The sequence below is a fragment of the Peribacillus sp. NJ4 genome, assembly GCF_030348345.1.
In the GTDB taxonomy this organism is placed as follows: Bacteria; Bacillota; Bacilli; order Bacillales; family DSM-1321; genus Peribacillus.
Map to the genome: position 1 here is coordinate 1,317,701 of NZ_JAUCFQ010000001.1, position 18,667 is coordinate 1,336,367.

Consider the following 18,667-nt stretch of genomic DNA (forward strand, 5'->3'; position numbering starts at 1 on the left):
AATGAATGTCAAAGCGGAATTATATTGGAATGAATTTTGGCAAGGGACAGACGAAGGAAAACCCAAGTCAGTCAGTGCGTGGCAATTCGGGGCTGATCCCGATCATTTGGCTCAATTAGTGATCGAAGGGAAAAAAACGGCTACGTGCTCTGGGTATGTTTTTTATGAAGAGGAAAATGAACCATTACCATCCGTGGGTGATTATAGCATTATATTAAGCAGTGAGGATGAGCCCTTAGCCATCATCCAAACAGTGAAAGTCGAGGTATTGCCCATGAATGAAGTGAGTGAAGGGTTTGCGATTGCAGAAGGGGAAGGAGATCGAACCTATACATACTGGTGGGATGCTCATGAAAAATTTTTTAAAGAAGCACTGGACAAAATCGGCCACACCTTTAAAGAAGATATGCTGCTGGTGTGTGAGCGTTTTGAATTGATTCATGTGAAGGGAATGTAGAGGGTTCGTTCGGAAGTGCACAATAAGTGTTTTCGTTCAGTGATTTGCTATAATAGGTCATTGGATTAAAAAACTTATAGAAAGATAGGTATTTGCCATGAAAAAGAAACTGACATTCATTGGATTGGGTATACTGGTTGTTTTCCTGCTATTGCTTGGTACGTATAAATTGATGAATTCGAGAAACTATCAGGTATTCGGAGGATTAACGGATAAGGTCGAGACGAATGAAAAAGTGGTCGCTTTGACTTTTGATGACGGCCCATCGAAGAATGTAAATCAGATCCTTCCGTTGTTGGATAAATACGATGCAAAAGCTACATTCTTCCTGATTGGTAACGAAATCGAAAATTATCCAGAGGAAGCTGGGAAAATAGCGGAAGCCGGACATCAGATTGGGAATCATACGTATGCCCACAAGCGAATGGTTTTTAAATCCCCTTCCTTTATAAAAACGGAAATCGAGAAAACGGATAAATTGATTCGAAACTCAGGATATAAGGGTGAAATCGACGTTCGCCCACCAAACGGGAAAAAGATCTTAGGTTTGCCTTATTACTTAAATAAAAATGATAGGGACACCATTACCTGGAATCTGGAACCGGATAGCTATTACACTTCCGCTTCTGACAAAGTGAAGTATGTGAAGGAAAATATAAAACCAGGTTCGATCATCCTGATTCATCCAATGTATGATGATACGGGTAAAGAACTTCAAGCTATTGAAGAAATTTTACGAGAGTTAACGAACGAAGGGTATACGTTTGTAACGGTCAATGAACTTCAAGAGTTATAGGGTTAAATTTTTACAAGATTCTCGAAAAAATGGGTTGCTGCGGCAACCTTTTTTTTATTATTCCGCTATGTGAAGGATTAATAATTCCCGATATACAGAATAGTACAAAATGGAGGAGGCATATTGTTTCATAACGGTATGTTGATGTAAGAGGCAGGATTTCCTGTGAATTTTCCTTCATGTAAATAAAGCTATTAAAATGGGGCTGGTTACGTTGTATCGGAATAAAAATACCGCTCTGATCATCATTTTGTGTTTCCTGTTATTCCTATTTCTTGTCGTGCTCGTTTTTCGCCACATCACGGTATACTTCGTGTATAGCTCGGGCATCGGACCTATATTATTTATCGGGATAATGATTTTCGCTATCGTTATGCTTTTTTTAAAAGGATTTAAATAATCAAGATTGTTTCTATGAGGCTGCTGTGCAGCCTTTTTTATGTTATGTGGAAAAAGTTCTTCATACCAAGTTGGTTTATCATTAATTTATAGAGTCACAAAAAAATATAAAAATCAATAAAAAATTAACACTCCAGTATTAGTAAAATATGGTAAGATTTAAAATGGAATTATTTTCTTTTAAATTATAATCAGGGGTGATTTGTTCGTGGAGTTTTTTACTAAGTGGTCGTTTAACAACAAGGCTGCCGTTTCTTTGGTAACCATTTTTATTTTGTTGATAGGTGTGGTCAGTTATTTTAAATTGCCAATGGAATTTTTACCATCTGCTGATAATCCACAAGTTACGATTATCACAATGGGGCAGGGCACTGATTCGAAAACGATGGAAACACAAGTTACAGATCCGATTGAAAGAGCAGTAACGGGAGTTAAAGGAAAGAGTTCAATATACTCCACCACTGGAGATGGATTTTCAAAAGTAGATCTATTTTTTGAAGCCGGATCGGATATGAAACAAGCGAAACTCGATGTTCAAGAGGCTTTAGGTAATGTAGCATTGCCACAAAGCATGGCAAAGCCTACTGTTACACAGCTAAATACATCAATGATTCCCATTTCATTTATAGCTGTTACTTTCAAAGAAGGATTAACAGCTGAAAACATTGACTTTACCAAGAAGGAATTAGAGCCTCTATATAAAGATATTAAAGGAGTTTCGGATGTACAGACATTTGGAGTTTCCCAATCTGTACTTTCAGTCAAAGTGGACAATAAAGAATTGGCTAAAAAGAAAGTCTCCATTCAAGATATCATGGGCGTCCTTAACGGTCAGAATACAGCTCTGGCCGTAGGCGAAAAAGTGATTGATGGGAAGGCAAGTAACATTAAGGTTATTGGGGATTTAACAAGTATTGAAAAATTAAAAGCGTTAAAAGTCACTCCAAATGTAACTCTTGGAGAGATAGCAAAAGTTGAAGAAGCGAAGGATGGTAAACTCATCAGTCGTTTTAACGGAAAGGAAAGCATTGATTTAAGCATTATCAAGGACAGCCAATCAAATGCTGTCACAATCAGTAAAGAGGTTGAAAAAGTATCAAAAGAAATTAATGAAAAGTATGGTGACCAGAAATCGACCATCTATTTATCTACAGCAGATATGGTGGAGACTTCCGTTCAGACGATGGTTAAAGAAGTGCTGCTTGGTGCGCTATTCGCCACCATTGTGATCATGGTCTTTTTACGAAATGTACGTTCTACATTCATTACAATCGTATCCATACCGTTATCTCTTGGCTTTACGTTATTTTTGCTGTCATTGTCGGGAGTGACGCTGAATATTTTGACGCTAGGCGGTGTCGCTGTAGCGATCGGGCGATTGGTGGACGATAGTATTGTTGTTATTGAAAATATTTTCCGGAAAATGCAGCAAGAGAAGATTTCAATCGAATTGGTGATGGATGCAGTAAAAGAGGTGGGAGTGGCGATAACAGCTTCAACCCTTACTACTGTAGCCGTTTTCTTGCCGGTAGCTTTATTGAACGGAGGGCTCCAAGAGTTTCTTCTGCCTTTCGCTTTAACGGTCACTTATTCTTTGCTGGCTTCCTTAATTGTCGCATTGACGGTTGTTCCGTTAATGAGTGCGGGATTGCTGAAAAGAGCGAAGCTTCCAAAACATCGACCAGCCAAGCGTTTCACCAAGCTGGTTACATGGTCATTAAACCATAAATGGGTTGTCTTGATTGTTGCTTTGCTATTGTTTGTCGGTTCTGTTGGTACATATTTTGCCATGCCAAAAGGGGCGATTGATAATTCGTCAGCAGACTATGTCTCCGTGACATTAACTTATCCAAATGATCAGCCATTTGATGAAGTAAAAGAAAAAGCGATTGAACTCGAAGAAACGATGCAAGAAATGAGTGAAGTGGATAATGTGTTCATGCAATTAGGAAACTCTGCAGAGGCGGCACAATATGGCGCGGTCACATCACCTACAGAAGCGACTTTCGGCCTCCTGGTGAAGGATAAAGCAAATATTGATGCAATCCTGAAAAAAATTGAAAAGGAACAAGAAAACTATCCTGATGCGAAGCTTACGTCCACCGCTTCTTCATTCATGATGGGGGCATCAAAGACGAACATTACGATAGATGTGATCGGCAGTAATGTTGAAGATTTGGAACTGACTGCCAATAAGGTCAAAGAAAAAATTCAGGATATTAAAGGAATTGAAGATGTTACAACGAACCAGGACGAAAAGAAAACCATTTATTCATTCAAGGTAGATCCAGCTAAAGGCAATACAGAACAAATAGGTCAACAATTAGGGATCATGCTTAATAAAACCCCTATCGGCAATATAACGTTGGAGGATAAGCAGACACCTGTCGTCCTTGAACCAATCTTAGATCCCAAAAAACCAGAGGATTTAAAAAATATTCCCATAATGACAGATGGCGGTCTAGCTCCGGTGTCAAAGGTTGCCTCTTTAAAGAGCGAAGAGAGTGCAACAACGCAGTTCCATAAAGATGGGGAAACGTATCTTCAATTAACGGCAACGGTCGATCCGACTAAACTTTCCGATATTGCAAGCAAAATAAATCTTGAGATATTTGGAGATAAGGAGAACAAAGGCGGCCTTGATATTCCGAAAGATGTAGAAATTTTAGTTGGAGGAGCCAGTGCTCAGCAAACAGATGATTTTACTGATTTGTTCCTTACGATGTTAATATCCATAGGCATTGTCTTTCTAATCATGGTTATAACTTTCAAATCGATTAAAGCACCGGTCGCCATTCTATTTTCCTTGCCATTCGCTGCGATTGGAGCGGTATTAGGATTGGTTATCAGTCGAATTCCAGTGGATATTACAGCACTGTTGGGTGCTCTCATGTTGATAGGAATTGTGGTGACAAACGCAATTGTGCTTCTGGATCGAGTCAAACAAAACGAAGAAAAAATGATTATCCGTGATGCGATCATTGAAGCGACAGCTACAAGATTCCGTCCGATCATAATGACGGCTGTAGCAACCATTTGTGCCATGCTGCCGCTTTTATATAAAAAGGCGGAAACAGGAAGCCTGGTTTCACAAAGTTTAGCGATCGTGGTCATTGGCGGGCTAGCTGTTTCAACACTGCTCACACTTATCGTCATTCCATGTATATATGAATTGCTGTACTATAAAAAATCGAAAAAACAGAGGAAGAAAAAGAGAGAACCCGTTAACGAACAAATCGAGATGTAATGGAGAATAACTGAAAAGTTTGTAGAGAAAGCGACGCTTCCTTTACAAACTTTTTTTCTTACTTCCCGAACGGAAGGTTTTAAAGATTTTTTTAAATAATGCTTGACTTATCTTCAACCTGTAACTAAAATGATTACAGCAGAGGTGAAAGACAATAAAGTAAAATCGCAAGAAGCAATCGGCTACGAGTTACTTAATCCAATGCATTCTATATCGTAGAGAATGCATATTTTTTTACTCGTTATTGTAACTGGTTCGGTTACAAGTGAGAGCTAATGATGAAAAGTGAGGGAATATAATATGACAGTGAAAATTAAAGCGTATTCTGATTTTATATGTCCATTTTGTTTTTTGGGCAAAGGTCCTTTAGACGAAATCGTGAAGGAAAAAGATGTGGAAGTGGAATGGATGCCATTTGAACTTCGCCCTAGTCCATATTCCAAAATTGATCCATGGAAGGAACCGGATAAGTTGAATTCATGGGACTCTTACATTCTTCCTGTTGCGAAAAAGCTGGGAGTTGATATGCGTTTACCCCGTGTTTCTCCGCATCCATATACACATTTGGCGTTCGAAGGGTGCCATTTTGCAAAGGAGCACGGAAAAGGGAACGAGTTCCACAACAGAGTATTTACAGCGTTTTTTCAAGAGGAACAAAATATTGAAGATATTGAAGTGTTGACAAAATTAGCGGGTGAAGTTGAACTTCCTGTAGATGCTTTTAGAGAAGCATTAGTGTCACGGAAGTATCGGGAAGTGCACCAAGAAGCACTCAAACATGCTTATGAAGAAGCGGATATAAGGGCTGTCCCGACGTTTATTATTGGTGATGAAGTCATCCAAGGACTTGCTAGCAAAGAAAGGTTAGCGCAAGTCATTGAGAAGGAAGAAACCAAGAATAAACTGAATGAATTTGATGGCCTGCAATGCGACGTTAAGGGGAATTGCTAAAAGCTTTTTAACTGTCAGGGAAATGCGGTAATACAACGGTAAGGTCATTTTAGGATACTCCTTAAAATAAGGCATGATTAATTATAGAGTACTTAAATATTACAGAAAAACCCCTTTTATCAAACAATAAATCCTTTACTTTTACTGTTTAATATAAAAGGGGTATTTTAATGTAATTCCAGTTGAATTGTAGTAACAATATTAGAATCATCAACCCATAAATAAACATTCTTACATTTATGCGTGAAATATCTAATGGCAAAAGTATCTTTTAAATAATCTTCTAAAGTCCAATTGTATAATGAGAGAGAGATTATTGGCCCCTTTGATGTATTTTTTAAACAATCTAACACCTTATCGAACCCCATATCTTCGTATTTCTCTATAAATTCAGATAGTATCTTGTATGATTTTTGAGGTTTCCATTCATATTGTGTCTTGCTAATTGTCCCATATAGATTTTTTATTATCGGATTTAAATGATTCGACCTGATCAAGGAAAGAGATTCTTGATTCGGCTTACTTAACATTATTTCTGATGGTAATTCGTTTTCCAATACAATCTTCGTGCTGTCAAAATGCATAATAATTTCTTCGATTACTTGATTATCAATTCTATTATCGACAAATAACGAAGTAACACTATTTTCATCTTGATAACTCAACAGTAAAAAGAATTGAGTTAATAGTGAATATTTTTTTTGGACATTTGAATTGGGGATAAATTCCCTGATCTTGAAATCTGAAAAACTGTCTGTATTGTCTTCGAATTGATTAGTAGCTTCAAAAGGTTTCAACCATTCCATTAGCAGCCCACCTAGTATGTTTTTTATTTAACCTCAAAATAACTATAACCATTTGCAATGGCTGAATAAGTACCATTTTTTACTGTCCTGAACGTTCCACCTAGTTTTGCACGATATTTTCCAGCAGACAATCGATCAGATGATTCATTTCTAATTGTGGAGGTTGGTCGATTTATAGGATAGCTAAAGCTGTGAGTTTTATAATTTTTCCAACCGCCATTAAGAAATCCGTGATGTTTTTGTATTGTAACTTTTACATTGCTATAAGAGATTACATCTCCACCAACTTGTATAGTCCAAGGGCAATATGCAGTTTTACTTATGACATAACAGCCAACCATTCCGCGTGCGAATGAAAGTCCATATGGAGTGATAACTGATTCATTTCCATTAGAAAGGCTATCTGGTGAATAATCAGTGTTTGCAAGATTTGGTAGTGAATTCAAGTCTATTGTTGGCTCTGCCTCTTGTGTTATTACTTCTGTTAATTCTTTAGATGGGTCTGTATCTTCTGCTTTTGTTTGATTAGGAAAACTAGCGATCAAAAATACTGAAAATAAAAATAAATATAGCACTTTTCTCATCATAATAACCTCCTAAATAATTATTTTCCATAATAAATTCATATATTTATGGATTTATTACAAAAACAAGAAAGGTAGATATGAAATTGGAAGGTGTTTTTTTATTTTGTTATATCTACCTATATAGTTATATTATATCAGTATTTTTTATAAGAAATAGTCTTTTTTACCTAAGTATTTTGATAATTTCACTTAATTTACAGGATATTTATACTATAAATAAAACGAAGACGGACTGTTTAGTAATATTTAAGGAGGTAAATAATTGACAATGAGAATCATTTTCATCTATAGTGAGATGTGTAATGAAATTAATTCTCAATTAGGAAGGTGATATAGATGAAGGTATTCATTGGTTATGTCAGTTTATCCGGTAATACCGAGAAAATGGCTATGAACATAAAGAATAGAATGAAGGCTGTCGGCTGTGAAGTATATATGGAAAGATTGGATACTGTTGAAGTTGATGCCTTAAAGGATTTTGATTTGGCCTTTATTGGTTTATATACATGGAATCTTGAAGATTTACCGTATGAAGCAAACGAGTTTTATGAAGAAATTGACCAATTGGACTTTGCTGGAGTGAAAGTCGCATTCTTTGGTGCCGGCGACTTGACCCATTCAAAACCTTGCGCCGCGATAGATATTCTTTCAGATAAAATGAAGGAATTGGGATTTGATGTACATGATCGAGTATTGAAAATTCACCAGGAAAGCACTAGATACGAACAATTAAGGAAATGTGAAGACTTTGCAGAGCATGCCCTTATATGGGGAAGCAAGAGGAAGAAGTGGAGATTCTTCATGTGGGATCGGATGCTAGGCAACCCAAAATACCAAAAATCAGCATTTTTGTTAAGGAGGGCCCTTGATGATTACCCAATTAAGTGCAAAGGGAGAAGCAAAAAAAGAGGAACTTATCCAAGAACTTCTGAAATTCGGGATTTTTAAAAAATATAATAAACAACTATACGAGCTTCCGTTAGTTGTCCTGCAAAAGGAATTCAATCACTTGAGAGGTGAATTAAAAAATGTCTAGGAGAAAGAAATCTTATACTGAACTGCTAAAAGAAAACCGCGAACTTCTGTTGCATGACAAAATCGAAGTGGAACGCATCTATACAAAAATCGATCAAAAAGCTATCAATGAAAAAAAGGAAAGTAAGCAAGTACAATCATGATTGGTTAAAATTTGAACGTTGCCTCCAGGTATTGAAGAAATTTGCGACACTCCTGCCGGAAAACTGGCTAGCCGAGACCCCACAGACGCTTGCTTTGATGAGGCTTGGCAGACAGTCGACGGAAAGGGAGCGGATTTCTGAAACCAACTGGAACGTTTTTTAAATTGCAGGGAAACTCGCTTTTTTTCGGGTTTGTCTGCAGTCTGAACCGAAATCCATTTTTGATTTCGGTTTTTTCTTTTGGGTCAGTTATTTAATGCTGTTGATTGAAGAAGAAGGTATTTTCTGGTTGGTTGCCGAATAAAAATCCTTTAGGTAAAACTTAGGGGGAGTGCAACTTGAAAAATGTAATAGATGGAATCAATAATTGGATAGGTTTTATACCAGAAGAGTTCAACCGGATGACAGAAAAAGAATTAAATCATCGACCAATGCCACACAAATGGTCCAAAAAAGAGATTTTAGGACATCTATGCGATTCTGCATTGAACAATATGAATAGGTTTATCAAGATTCAGTACGAAGAACAGCCATATGTTATACAATCATATAATCAAGACCAATGGGTATTAGTCCAGAATTATCAAGAGCGACCAATGGATGAGATAGTTAACCTTTTTTGTACTTTAAATAAGCAAATCGTACATATAATAACGAATACACCAAATGATAGATTATCTAATCTTTGTGATATCGGCAATAATCAACAAAAATCATTGGAGTGGCTAATAAATGATTATCTAGAGCATATGGAACATCATATTAACAATCAAATTCTAATTAAAAAATAGTGATCTATATAGATCACTATTTTTTTAATTTATCGTTTTTCAGAGCCTTTCTTTTTGTTTTCTTCTCGATTTTTCACTTTTCGTAACAGCTTGTCATGAAGTTTGGACAAGGTGAACAATACAATGATAGAGCTGATTAAGGTTAACGACATATCCCATTGTGCGTCCCAAATATCACCCTGTGTTCCTAAAAATTCCTTTGAAGCCTTTCCGCCTTTTGAAATGATGGCAGCTATCCATTCGATGATTTCATATAAGGCTCCAATGGCAAGCGCAAAACTTAATGTGACAGCAAATAACCAGGGTCCTTTTGTTAGAGGGGTTTTACGTATTACTATTTCTCTAATCACAATCGCAAATAAACCTTTTAGGAAATGTCCAAACCGATCATAGTGGTTCCGGTTTAGATCGTAATGATCTTTTATCCAATTAAATAGAGGAACTTTTGTGTACGTATAATGGGCACCGATGAACATGGTAATTGAAAGAACGGCAATAACGAAATAGGATAATGTAGTAAGGCGGAATTTATTATATGTAGCCATTACATAAATCAGTAACACAACGGCAGGAAGTACTTCCATTGTCCATATCAAGTATCCTTCAGGCTTAATAACTGACCAAATAAAAACTGCAGTTACTAGCAATAGAAATAATAAATGAATCAGTGTACTTTTATCTCTTCCCAATTTTTTCACTCCATAAATTTATGATATGTACAATAGTAAAAGATTGAAATTTTCTACATAGTACTTGATGGATTGGTTTATTTGTTTATAAATAGAAAGAATCAAACAGTTGTATGGATAAAATGCTTAATACTTTCATTTAAATCATTAGCCGCTTTTGTAGGGATCTGATGCTTTACATGATCAATAAATTTTAATTCCGTACATGGCAATTTTTCATGCAATAAATTAGCATAATGATAAAGTGGTTTATCTTTTTTACCATAGATCAGTAAAATTGGCAGGGTGATTTTCTCTAGCTGATGGGTACAGTTATAATGTAAACTATAATAGTAATACTGCTCGATATTTCTGGCATCTCCTTTTAGGGCTTCATTAAACATTTTGTTGAACAAATTTTCCGTATTTGAATTACTCCATGAAATGGATAGCGCAAGAATTGGAACTGCGTCTTTATTTGCAAGTGATATTCCTAAAGAGATCTTTTGCTTAAAATATTTATCCCTCACTTCAGACATTCCACCTATTACAATGCCTCCTAGAGCCCTATCGGCACAACTCAGCAAAAATTCCAATACGATAGAGCCGCCGGTTGAATATCCGCATATGATTGCTTTTTTAATTTTCAAATGATCCAACAGTTGTTTGATATCTTCTATAATCAGGGGATAAGTTACTGGCAGTTTTGAATACTGACTTCTTCCGTGACCCCTAATATCAAAAGTTATAACTTTGAATTCTTGGGATAATTCCTCCATTTGGTATTGGAAATTCACACTAGTCAGTACTGGAGGATGAATAAAAACAATAGGAACCCCTTTTCCCTTAACAGAATAATACAAGCTAATACCGTCCACATCTAACATTGGCATGAATATTCACCTCAATAATCTTAAATCATTTTTCAATCATTGAATGGCTATACTATTTAATAAACAACTTTTTGATAAGCGTTTGGATTTTAGCATAAAAATAAATTTCTATTCGAAGGGTACTTGCATAATATCCCTCCTAAAAGAATTTTCCCTTAAAAACATATTTTTATTACGAATTGTTTCGGTAACAAACATCTAGAATTTTTTGGGTTCTTTTGAACAAGATATAAGAGTTCAGGAAATGAACAAAAATATATAAAATAAGGTGATGAAAATGAAGGCAAACATGGATAAAATTTTACCAGTTGTCGCTTCGGTCGGGGTAGGTATTGCCACTTATCAAATGTTGAGTGGAAATGGCGGGAAAATGAAAAATATGGTACCGCTTGCCACTAACTTGATGGGAATGGGAACTGGGATGCAAGGGCAGAATCAACAACAGTCAGATTATGAATAAAAAAATAATCCCCTTAAGGGGATTATTTTTTTATTCAAGAAACGAGGTCTCCATCAAATAAGCTTTGGAAATGCACCGCGTAGATACTATTTACCATTTTTTATAATTTAAGTAATAAAACACCAAATAAATAAAACCATACGTTATAATGAATGGGCTTCAAGGAAAGTAAGTCAGAAACCTGCAGGAGTGATTATAGAATGGAGGTTATTTGTGTTGAAGAAGAAAGTATTGGTCATCATTCCAGCCGTTGCCCTGATGTTAGCCCCCTTAGGAACGGGAACTTCAATTACCCAAGCAGCATCTAAGGGCAGTCAAACCCAGAAAATCGAAACGAAGGCGGAAACGCGCCCGACCCTCCGGAAAGGCTCGCGTTCTAGTTATGTAAGAGACTTACAGCAAAGCCTTAAAGATGTTAAATATAATGTAGGCGTTGATGGGATTTTCGGCACCCAAACACAAAATGTCGTGAGAGAGTTTCAAGTGGATCATAACCTGGGTTCAGATGGTATCGTTGGACCATTGACATGGGCTGCCTTAGATGAAAATAAGGTAGAAAGAAAACAGTTCACGGAGAAAGACGCGATTGCGTTAGGTAAAAAGAAGCTGGGTAACAATATCGTTTTCAGCGGTGATGGCAGATTGCTGAAAGACGGCAAAAGAAAATCATATTACAATTATAAAGCAGCTAATAAAGATTGGATGGATCAAGGCGGGTCAGGAACGATTGGGTGGTTCCACATTTACAAAGATGGCCGTGTAGTGGAACAATAATGGGATATACAATGGTCTCACTATAAGTGGGATTTTTTTATGTATAAGCATGGATTTTATAAGGGGAATGAATATATCTATATTTTGCTATAAATAACAAGTAAATACAGATATAATAGAAAGTGGACAGCAATTTGGTATAGTGGGCAGCGGTCACTCCTTTAATGAAAGGGGGTGTCGCTGGTGATTTCTATTATGGACGGACTGATGCTTATGATTTCATTTGCCTCTTTAATCGTCGCAGTAATCGCGGTTACATTAAAAAAGTAACCCCCTCCCATACCATCCGGCCAGATGTATGTAGGAAAAGGGTTACTTTCATGATTGAGTAGCTACTGACTTACCACAGAAAGCCGCTGCTCTTTATGCAGTTTGCTGTTCATTAAGACGCTGGTCTAACCAGTGTCTTTTTTTTATATATGTTAGTTATCTTTATTATATCCTCATTTTACCTATACATTCAACTAATAAACATGGAAAGAGACTAAAATCCATTTCTCGATTAGCTTCTTAAATAACGAAGCTTTCGGATTTCAAAGGAGTTCCACTAAATCATTTCCAGTTTGAATAATTTCCTTCCTTTATAAGATACAATCGAAGGAATCAAACAAAGCAAGGCCATCGGTAAACAATAAAGAAGATAGAAGTGCCCCCCGTTTTCCAGCAAGGGAATATAGGCTAAAGCTGTAAAAAATAAGACGGAAAATATGATTGTGAAAATCCCGAAAGACTGATGATAGAACGCATGAATTTCCCTTCTTCGTTCCGCTTGATTGGGTAAAGTCATTGCTGCTTTATGCGTTCGAAGGAATAGGTACAAGGAGAACATTAGAAATAATGCGGAAAATGGTAAAGCGACGGCAAATAATGAAACGTCTAGAATGGAAAGATAAAAGCTGGATAAAAAGAATACCTCTGACACACCTAAGGCAAAACAATAATTGAAAATACTTATTCTATCAGGTTGTTTAAGCATGAAATCCCTCCTTCTATATCATATTATGCAACTGCTTTCATGTTCACCACTTTGTCACATTTAAAAGGAAAATAAATGCACCAATTTCTACTCAAGAATGACCTAGATAGGCGCCGCTGGCTAACTGATCAGAGGTGTTTTTATTTATGCTTGAAGATGTTGAATAGAGTACTTCCTTATTACGAATAGTAATAAAATATCGGTTAAAGGGGGGAGTGCGTAATGACGGCAAAAACGGCAATTAACGGAGTTCTGCTCGTTCTTCTAATGTATTTGCTTTATGTAGTGGTGACGGCAGTGGTTCTTTTCCCCAAAGAAGAAAAAGAAGAAGATAGGCCGAATAATCAAGTAAGTGCATATATGGGAGAGAAGGAAGCCACCGTGGATCGTGTCCTTCTTCTCGAAGACGGTTATGAGTCGGGACTCGCCCGAATGCGAATGATCCAGGAAGCCCAGAATTCAATCGATATTGCCTACTATGCTTTTGGAAAAGGCAAATCAACCGAACTTTTTCTTGGAGCCTTGATCGAAGCGGCTGACCGAGGTGTCAAAGTCCGAATCCTTCTGGATGGAATATCTCATGGACTCAGAGGTCAATTAAGCAGTGCCCGTTATGCATTGGCTTCTCATGAAAACATTGAATTAAGATATTACGAAACCTTTAAGCCATTTAAGCCGTGGACCTGGCATAATCGCCTTCATGATAAGATCATCACTGTAGATGGAAAGTTAGGCATCATCGGAGGGAGAAATATTGCCGATAAGTATTTAGCTAGCAAGCCGCCGAGGAATTTTGTCTATGACAGGGATGTACTCATTTTCAATGTTAAAGAGGAGAAAGATAGTGTAATCGTTGAAATGAAGGACTATTTGCATGAATTATGGACCCATCCGTATACGAGCGATGTTTTTTCGGATCTCTCGAAAAGGCAAACGGAGAAAGGAAAACGTGAAAGAGGTGCATTAGCGAATCAATACAGTAAAGCTTTGAAAACTAATGTAGATTTCGTTAATCCTGCCGTCGATTGGAGCAAGGCTACAACACCTACTAAAAAAGTGTCCTTCATACATAATCCCATCGAACGTTTCAATAAACACCCAATTGTTTGGAGATCTCTAGTGGATCTTGCGGCGAATGCCAATCAATCGGTACTCATCCAAAGTCCCTATATTGTTCCTGCGGATGCCTTGAAGGAATATGTACCGAAGCAGATGGATTCAAAGGCTAATTGGACGATACTTACCAACTCGGTGGAATCAACCCCGAATGTGATCGCTTTTTCAGGTTACTTGGCGCTTAGGGATAGTATCGTTGAGACGGGCGCAAGGCTTTATGAATATGCAAAGCCTTATTCTTTGCATGGTAAATCTGTTGTCTATGATCAACGATTAAGTGCAGTGGGTTCCTACAATTTGGATTCTCGATCTGCCTTTTTAAATACAGAATCGATGGTGGTCATCGATAGTGAAAAATTTGCAGCGCAATTGACAGGAGCCATCGAGTCGAAAATCTCAAATAGTACACTCGTTGCGGACAATAATAAATATATAGAACCACCTGAAGATCAGAAAAAGGAAGAGTCTTTTTTTAAAGCCACCTTTTTAAATGCCCTCTCGAAAGTTACGGTATATGTGAATAGGTTCATTTGAATGATGACGAAAAGACAGCAATCACGGTTATTGTTGTCTTTTTAACCTTTTGCGGAGATTATCTTATGAATAGATGGGTAATTTGCTATACTTGAGCAAGCTAATCACAACAATCGTAAGGAGAACAGAAACATGCAAACATTACAGCATCTATCGAAACATATCGTCTATCTGCCGCCAGTTCAGGTAACCGATCGGCCGGTTCTTGCCGCCGTTACGGGAAACAAGAAAACGCTCATCATCGATGCCGGGAATTCCGTCCAGCATGCACAGCTCTTTAAGGACGAATTGCTTCGGAATGATTTAAGCGGGAATTTCCTTGTTCTTACCCATTCCCACTGGGACCATGTTTTCGGACTGGAGCATATCGGGATTCCGGTAATTTGTCAGGAAAAAACATACAACAACATTAAAGATATGCAGCAGCTTTCATGGGAAGATCAGGCACTTGATCAACGGGTCGAAGAAGGGACAGAGATTCCCTTTTGCGCCGATGCAATCAAATTGGAACATGGGACGAATAGAGAGATTTCCCTGCCCCTGCCCGATATCATCTTTGAAAAAAAGATGACAATCGATCTAGGCAATGTAACCTGTGTAATTGAACATGTCGGCGGCGACCATGCCAAAGATTCCTGCATCATGTATGTTCCAGAAGAAAAAACATTATTTCTGGGAGACTGCCTTTATGCCAATCTTTATGCTGAAAAATGGAATTTCACGGCTGAACAGGCATCTCTGCTCGTTAAGAAAATTGAAGCCTATGATGCCGATACATATATACTCTCCCATCATGAGCAGCCTTGCACGAGACTGGAAATGGAGGCGGAGCTTAAGCTAATGAAAGAATGTGCCAGAACCGTAGTCGAACATCGGGGAAACCGAGCTTTAATGGAGCAGGAATTGGCTAAAGAGTTAAACCGGGATTTAACTGAAGATGAGCTCGAAACGATTGGATTTTTCGTGAATGGGTACATTGAGTGATTTGAGCACCTGGTAAGTTAAAGAACACAAAAAGTTAAACACTTTTATTATAAAGGTTTGGGTGGGGTATGGGTTTGGTATTGGGCTCATACCCTTTAATTTGACCTTTTTCCGCAACGGACCTACACAAAATCGATAATAATCGATATTAGTATTGAAACAATAAGAACGGATAGGAAGCCTGATATAATTTTCCCTGCTTTTGCTCCGCAATTATCGGGATGAATATGACCAATAATAAAGGAAGGGATGAAAAATATAGCTGAATAGATCATTGTATAATGAATGCCTGTATCTCCATTTGACCAAGCGCTTAGGCCGCTATTATTTAAAATAGTATCTCCAATGCAAAATTCATCACCAAATCGAAAGGTAAACCATATTCCGATTAAACATAGCGCGAAAGAAAGTGAACCTAATCCGATATCTTTTGTTTTCCTAACGGCAATAGTTGACATGTTTTTTCTCCTTGTATAAAAACACCAAATTATGGTTTTTGTAGTTGTAACATAACTCAGCAAGTACTTAAATCCCTACACCTGTATCAGAACCAAAATAGACCACTATAAAAACTGCACCTCCAATTGTTAGATGGTGTCTAACAATTAGGGTGCAGTTCTAATTAATTATGAGCTTTTTCTAAAGCTAGCTTTATCCCGAAACCAATCAAGACCGTCCCGGTTATACCCTCGAAAATCGCTTGGGTTTTAGGCTTTTTCATAAAAGCACTGATCTGGTTCAACAGATAGATATAAAATACAAACCACATTGCAGTTAAAACGGTATACGTAATGCCCATGATCAGGAACGGTAAAAATGTATCCTTGCCAGGATCCACGAACTGAGGCAGAAACGTTAAGAAGAAAACGGCCACTTTAGGGTTCAGCAGATTGGTAAGGAACCCTTGCTTAAAGCAAGACTGGTTTTCGTACCTACTTTTGACTGACGTTTCCGCCGCTGCAGCCACTTGCTTATTCCTTAATCCCCATAAGGTCTTGAAGCCTAGATATACCAAGTAAACGGCACCGACATATTTGAAGATGGAAAATAGTAAAGCGGATTTCACAATGATTGCCGAAAGTCCGAACACGGCAGCTGATGTATGGATAAGCAGGGCACAGCATGTGCCGAACATGGTTTTAAAACCTCCCGACGTCCCCACGGTAACGGTGTTCCTTGTGGCTATTGCTGTATCTGGACCAGGTAAAATGATGAGAAGAATGCACATGATGATGAACAAATAAAAGTTTTCCATATTCGAACCTCCACTCTTAGTGATGAATTCTGAAAATTATAACATAGATGTACTTGGTTTAGGGAGATAAATTCGATAGAGAGGGGAAATCGTCGGCTTGACTAATAAATACGGTGTTTAATGAAACAAAAAAACAAGCCAAATCATTTTTTGATCTGGCTCGTTTTTTTTATTAATTCAATACCAACACTGTTATATATTAGGGTAACTTTTTCAACACAGCACGTACCGGACTTCCATCTGCTTCAACTAATGGAAGTGGGAGGGCTGCCAACTCATAATTCCCTGGTCCTATATCGTCCAATACAAGCCCTTCCAAAATGTGAATTCCATGACCGGCAAGCTCATGATGGGCAGACAGTTCTTTACTATCCAATGGATCTACGGATGGCAAATCAAGACCGATAAGACGAACACCGAGTTCTGAAAGATATGCCGCTAATTCTGGTTGGATATGAGGAATGGTTTGTGGAAACACACGTTTATCCTTCCATGCGTCTGTCCGAATTAACAGACGGGTCACGCCTTGTAGATCCAGATTGGATAATTCATTGACTCCAATGCTCGTTCTGTTTGGTAAATGGATGACTCGGGCATTCCCCATATATAAATCGAGATCCAGTTCAATCACTCTTTTTCCATCGTTATCAAAATGAAAAGGTGCATCAATATGGGTACCAGTGTGAATGCTCATATTGATTTGACCTACATTGACAGATCCACTCTCTTCTTTACTCCAATTGACTTTGTATGAGAAAGGTGTATCTCCAGGCCAGACTGCAACGTTTTCATCCAGACGTTGTGAAATATCAATCCATGTTCCCATGCATCTTACCTCCATATCTTCTGGCTGTTGCTTTCAGTAAAAAATAACCTGCCTATTTTCCTCTTATAGCTTCGTTCTTAGGCTCCAAAGTTCTGGGAAAAAGTGTTGGTCCAAGGCTCTTTTTAAATAGTTGACACCTGATGATCCGCCAGTACCTTGTTTATTACCAATAATCCTTTCCACTGTGGTCATATGATTAAAACGCCATAATTGCTGTTGATGGCCAATGTCCACTAACTTCTCGCCCAACTCATATAAGTCCCAATATTGCTCGACATCGCGGTAAACTGTCAGCCACGCTTCTTCTACACTGGTATTTGGTTCATATTTTTGTGACCAATCCCTGTTAATCGCTTCTTGATCAATGGGTAATCCACGCGCCACAAGGGCATTAATCGCCGCATCATAAATACTTGGCTCATTAAGGGCCTCCAGCATTTGTTCGTATAGGTCTGTCTGATGTTGATAGACAGATAGCGTATGGACATTTTTGTTTCCTAGAGCAAATTCAATCAAACGATTCTGATAGGATTGGAATCCGGAAGATTGTCCAAGTTTATCCCTGAACTCCATGTATTCAGCCGGTGTCAAAGTTGAAAGGACATTCCATGACTGAATCAATTGCTGCTGAATCCTTGAAACACGCGACAGCATTTTAAACGAGGGTTCCAACTTGTTTTGGCGAATAGACTCAGTAGCAGCTGCCAATTCATGTAAAATGAGCTTCATCCATAGCTCACTCGCTTGATGGATAATGATAAAAAGCATTTCATCATGATGATCGGAACATCTATGTTGACTAGTTAAAATCTTATCAAGGTGGAGATAATCTCCGTAAGACATCGATTTTTGAAAATCGGTTTGAATTTCTTTCTCAAGCCCAGTTATTGTTTGTCCATTGTTATCCATATTCTTCATTCCGCAATCCCCTCACTTTTCATATAAAAAACTGTGATCAATTTTTTCCAT

The 18,667-nt window shown here is 37.7% G+C and carries 22 protein-coding genes; 13 read left to right on the top strand and 9 right to left on the bottom strand.

Features of this window, described 5'->3' with window-relative positions:
- Position 1 precedes the first annotated feature (1 nt).
- The 4 genes from QUF94_RS06595 to QUF94_RS06610 all read left to right on the top strand — a co-directional run bounded on the left by QUF94_RS06595 (position 2) and on the right by QUF94_RS06610 (position 5,850).
- On the top strand, positions 2-457 hold the full coding sequence (locus QUF94_RS06595; protein ID WP_289318303.1) for an ASCH domain-containing protein: 456 nt from the start codon (positions 2-4) through the stop codon (positions 455-457).
- Positions 458-554: 97 nt separating this feature from the next.
- The gene (locus QUF94_RS06600; protein ID WP_289315148.1) at positions 555-1,253 is read left to right on the top strand and encodes a polysaccharide deacetylase family protein; all 699 of its coding nucleotides are present in this window, start codon (positions 555-557) and stop codon (positions 1,251-1,253) included.
- A gap of 607 nt (positions 1,254-1,860) precedes the next feature.
- Positions 1,861-4,899 (top strand): efflux RND transporter permease subunit, encoded by a 3,039-nt coding sequence (locus QUF94_RS06605; protein ID WP_289315149.1) that lies wholly within the window; start codon positions 1,861-1,863, stop codon positions 4,897-4,899.
- A gap of 300 nt (positions 4,900-5,199) precedes the next feature.
- The gene (locus QUF94_RS06610) at positions 5,200-5,850 is read left to right on the top strand and encodes a DsbA family oxidoreductase (protein WP_289315150.1); all 651 of its coding nucleotides are present in this window, start codon (positions 5,200-5,202) and stop codon (positions 5,848-5,850) included.
- A 167-nt stretch (positions 5,851-6,017) separates the two neighbouring features.
- Here QUF94_RS06610 and QUF94_RS06615 read toward each other — a convergent pair whose 3' ends face one another.
- Positions 6,018-6,656 carry a hypothetical protein gene (locus QUF94_RS06615; protein WP_289315151.1) on the bottom strand — a complete coding sequence of 213 codons (639 nt, stop codon included), beginning with the start codon at positions 6,654-6,656 and terminating at the stop codon, positions 6,018-6,020.
- Positions 6,657-6,679: 23 nt separating this feature from the next.
- Positions 6,680-7,240, bottom strand: a complete 561-nt coding sequence (locus QUF94_RS06620) for a hypothetical protein (RefSeq protein WP_289315152.1) — start codon at positions 7,238-7,240, stop codon at positions 6,680-6,682.
- A gap of 339 nt (positions 7,241-7,579) precedes the next feature.
- Between QUF94_RS06620 and QUF94_RS06625 the strand changes: the two genes are divergently transcribed.
- The 5 genes from QUF94_RS06625 to QUF94_RS06645 all read left to right on the top strand — a co-directional run bounded on the left by QUF94_RS06625 (position 7,580) and on the right by QUF94_RS06645 (position 9,212).
- The gene (locus QUF94_RS06625) at positions 7,580-8,191 is read left to right on the top strand and encodes a flavodoxin domain-containing protein (protein ID WP_289315153.1); all 612 of its coding nucleotides are present in this window, start codon (positions 7,580-7,582) and stop codon (positions 8,189-8,191) included.
- Entirely contained in the window at positions 8,112-8,279 is a 168-nt protein-coding gene (locus QUF94_RS06630) for a Fur-regulated basic protein FbpA (RefSeq protein WP_081112861.1), read from the top strand. The genes QUF94_RS06625 and QUF94_RS06630 overlap by 80 nt, the downstream gene beginning before the upstream one ends.
- Positions 8,272-8,421 (top strand): FbpB family small basic protein, encoded by a 150-nt coding sequence (locus QUF94_RS06635; RefSeq protein WP_148357550.1) that lies wholly within the window; start codon positions 8,272-8,274, stop codon positions 8,419-8,421. The genes QUF94_RS06630 and QUF94_RS06635 overlap by 8 nt, the downstream gene beginning before the upstream one ends.
- Entirely contained in the window at positions 8,387-8,584 is a 198-nt protein-coding gene (locus QUF94_RS06640) for a hypothetical protein (RefSeq protein ID WP_289315154.1), read from the top strand. Before QUF94_RS06635 ends, QUF94_RS06640 begins: the two co-directional genes overlap by 35 nt.
- A gap of 175 nt (positions 8,585-8,759) precedes the next feature.
- A complete protein-coding gene (locus QUF94_RS06645) occupies positions 8,760-9,212 on the top strand; it encodes a DinB family protein (protein ID WP_289315155.1) in 453 nt (150 codons plus the stop codon).
- A 29-nt stretch (positions 9,213-9,241) separates the two neighbouring features.
- Here QUF94_RS06645 and QUF94_RS06650 read toward each other — a convergent pair whose 3' ends face one another.
- The gene (locus QUF94_RS06650) at positions 9,242-9,901 is read right to left on the bottom strand and encodes a DUF2238 domain-containing protein (protein WP_289315156.1); all 660 of its coding nucleotides are present in this window, start codon (positions 9,899-9,901) and stop codon (positions 9,242-9,244) included.
- 101 nt (positions 9,902-10,002) lie between these two features.
- On the bottom strand, positions 10,003-10,773 hold the full coding sequence (locus QUF94_RS06655) for an alpha/beta fold hydrolase (RefSeq protein ID WP_289315157.1): 771 nt from the start codon (positions 10,771-10,773) through the stop codon (positions 10,003-10,005).
- Between the two features lie 277 nt (positions 10,774-11,050).
- On the opposite strand from QUF94_RS06655, the gene QUF94_RS06660 reads away from it, so the two are divergent.
- Complete coding sequence (locus QUF94_RS06660) at positions 11,051-11,233, top strand: hypothetical protein (protein ID WP_289315158.1); 183 nt, start codon at positions 11,051-11,053, stop codon at positions 11,231-11,233.
- A 213-nt stretch (positions 11,234-11,446) separates the two neighbouring features.
- Complete coding sequence (locus QUF94_RS06665) at positions 11,447-12,007, top strand: peptidoglycan-binding domain-containing protein (protein ID WP_289315159.1); 561 nt, start codon at positions 11,447-11,449, stop codon at positions 12,005-12,007.
- Between the two features lie 547 nt (positions 12,008-12,554).
- Here QUF94_RS06665 and QUF94_RS06670 read toward each other — a convergent pair.
- Positions 12,555-12,983 carry a hypothetical protein gene (locus QUF94_RS06670; protein ID WP_289315160.1) on the bottom strand — a complete coding sequence of 143 codons (429 nt, stop codon included), beginning with the start codon at positions 12,981-12,983 and terminating at the stop codon, positions 12,555-12,557.
- Positions 12,984-13,205: 222 nt separating this feature from the next.
- On the opposite strand from QUF94_RS06670, the gene QUF94_RS06675 reads away from it, so the two are divergent.
- Positions 13,206-14,633, top strand: a complete 1,428-nt coding sequence (locus tag QUF94_RS06675) for a phospholipase D-like domain-containing protein (RefSeq protein WP_289315161.1) — start codon at positions 13,206-13,208, stop codon at positions 14,631-14,633.
- A gap of 132 nt (positions 14,634-14,765) precedes the next feature.
- The gene (locus QUF94_RS06680; RefSeq protein WP_289315162.1) at positions 14,766-15,617 is read left to right on the top strand and encodes an MBL fold metallo-hydrolase; all 852 of its coding nucleotides are present in this window, start codon (positions 14,766-14,768) and stop codon (positions 15,615-15,617) included.
- 122 nt (positions 15,618-15,739) lie between these two features.
- On the opposite strand, the gene QUF94_RS06685 is transcribed toward QUF94_RS06680, so the two are convergent.
- The 4 genes from QUF94_RS06685 to kynA all read right to left on the bottom strand — a co-directional run bounded on the left by QUF94_RS06685 (position 15,740) and on the right by kynA (position 18,616).
- Positions 15,740-16,075: a hypothetical protein gene (locus tag QUF94_RS06685; protein WP_289315163.1), complete on the bottom strand. Its 336-nt coding sequence runs from the start codon at positions 16,073-16,075 to the stop codon at positions 15,740-15,742.
- A 164-nt stretch (positions 16,076-16,239) separates the two neighbouring features.
- Positions 16,240-16,872, bottom strand: a complete 633-nt coding sequence (locus QUF94_RS06690) for a LysE family translocator (protein WP_289315164.1) — start codon at positions 16,870-16,872, stop codon at positions 16,240-16,242.
- 199 nt (positions 16,873-17,071) lie between these two features.
- Complete coding sequence (kynB, locus tag QUF94_RS06695; RefSeq protein ID WP_289315165.1) at positions 17,072-17,698, bottom strand: arylformamidase; 627 nt, start codon at positions 17,696-17,698, stop codon at positions 17,072-17,074.
- Positions 17,699-17,761: 63 nt separating this feature from the next.
- Entirely contained in the window at positions 17,762-18,616 is an 855-nt protein-coding gene (kynA, locus tag QUF94_RS06700) for a tryptophan 2,3-dioxygenase (protein WP_289315166.1), read from the bottom strand.
- Positions 18,617-18,667: the final 51 nt, after the last annotated feature.